This window comes from Streptomyces sennicomposti (assembly GCF_019890635.1).
Lineage (GTDB): Bacteria > Actinomycetota > Actinomycetes > Streptomycetales > Streptomycetaceae > Streptomyces > Streptomyces sennicomposti.
In genome coordinates this window covers 1-1770 of sequence record NZ_JAIOAB010000128.1, presented here as the reverse complement: position 1 = coordinate 1770, position 1770 = coordinate 1, and the positions used below count along the sequence as shown (strand labels likewise).

The 1770-nt window shown below is 70.4% G+C and carries 1 protein-coding gene; it reads right to left on the bottom strand.

Annotated elements, in window-relative coordinates; genetic code table 11:
- Window positions 1-2 precede the first annotated feature (2 nt).
- A partial coding sequence (locus K7787_RS31345) for an acetyl/propionyl/methylcrotonyl-CoA carboxylase subunit alpha (RefSeq protein WP_164389029.1) occupies window positions 3-1770 on the bottom strand: 1768 nt, incomplete at its 5' end.

Below are 1770 nucleotides of genomic sequence, written 5' to 3'. Positions count from 1 at the left end.
GGTCAGTCCTTGATTTCGCAGATGGGGGCGCCGCTGGTGATGGAGGCGCCGACGTCGGCGGTGAGGCCCTTGATGGTGCCGTTCTTGTGGGCGTTGAGGGGTTGTTCCATCTTCATGGCTTCGAGGACGACGACGAGGTCGCCTTCCTTGACCTCCTGGCCCTCTTCGACGGCGATCTTGACGATGGTGCCCTGCATGGGGGAGGCGAGGGTGTCGCCGGAGGCGACGGGGCCGGACTTCTTGGCGGCGCGGCGTTTGGGCTTGGCGCCGGCGGCGAGGCCGGTGCGGGCCAGGGACATGCCGAGTGAGGAGGGGAGGGAGACTTCCAGGCGCTTGCCGCCGACCTCGACCACGACGGTCTCCCGGCCGCTCTCTTCGTCGGTTTCGGTGTCGGTGGGGGTGGTGAAGGGTTTGATGTCGTTGACGAACTCGGTCTCGATCCAGCGGGTGTGGACCGTGAACGGGTCGGTGGAGTCGTCGAGTTCGGGGGCGAAGGCCCGGTCGCGGACGACGGTGCGGTGGAAGGGGATGGCGGTGGCCATGCCTTCGACGTGGAATTCGTCCAGGGCGCGGGCGGCGCGCTGGAGGGCTTCCTTGCGGGTGCGGCCGGTGACGATGAGTTTGGCGAGGAGGGAGTCCCAGGCGGGGCCGATCACGCTGCCGGCTTCGACGCCGGCGTCGAGGCGGACGCCGGGGCCGGTGGGGGCGTCGAAGCGGGTGACGGTGCCGGGGGCGGGGAGGAAGCCGCGGCCGGGGTCTTCGCCGTTGATGCGGAATTCGAAGGAGTGGCCGCGCAGGGCAGGGTCGTCGTAGCCGAGGGGCTCGCCGTCGGCGATGCGGAACATTTCGCGCACGAGGTCGATGCCGGCGACTTCTTCGGTGACGGGGTGTTCGACCTGGAGGCGGGTGTTGACCTCGAGGAAGGAGATGGTGCCGTCCTGGCCGACGAGGAATTCGCAGGTGCCGGCGCCTTCGTAGCGGGCTTCGCGGAGGATGGCCTTGGAGGCGCGGTAGAGCTCGGCGACCTGTTCGTCGGTGAGGAAGGGGGCGGGGGCTTCTTCGACGAGTTTCTGGTGGCGGCGCTGGAGGGAGCAGTCGCGGGTGGAGACGACGACGACGTTGCCGTGTTTGTCGGCCAGGCACTGGGTCTCGACGTGGCGGGGGCGGTCGAGGTAGCGCTCGACGAAGCATTCGCCGCGGCCGAAGGCGGCGACGGCTTCGCGGACGGCGGAGTCGTAGAGCTCGGGGACCTCGTCGAGGGTGCGGGCGACTTTGAGGCCGCGGCCGCCGCCGCCGAAGGCGGCCTTGATCGCGATGGGCAGGCCGTGTTCCTTAGCGAAGGCGACGACTTCGTCGGCCCCGGAGACGGGGTCGGGGGTGCCGGCGACGAGGGGGGCGCCGGCGCGTTGGGCGATGTGGCGGGCGGCGACCTTGTCGCCGAGGTCGCGGATGGCCTGGGGCGGGGGGCCGATCCAGATGAGGTCGGCGTCCAGGACGGCCTGGGCGAAGTCGGCGTTCTCCGAGAGGAAGCCGTAGCCGGGGTGGACGGCGTCCGCGCCGGATTCCTTGGCCGCCTTCAGGACCTTGTCGATGTCCAGGTAGCTGGTGGCGGGGGTGTCACCGCCCAGGGCGAACGCCTCATCCGCTGCGCGGACATGCAGAGCGTCCCGGTCCGGGTCGGCGTAGACGGCCACGCTCGCGATCCCGGCATCCCGACAGGCCCGGGCCACGCGGACAGCGATTTCGCCACGGTTGGCGATGAGCACCTTG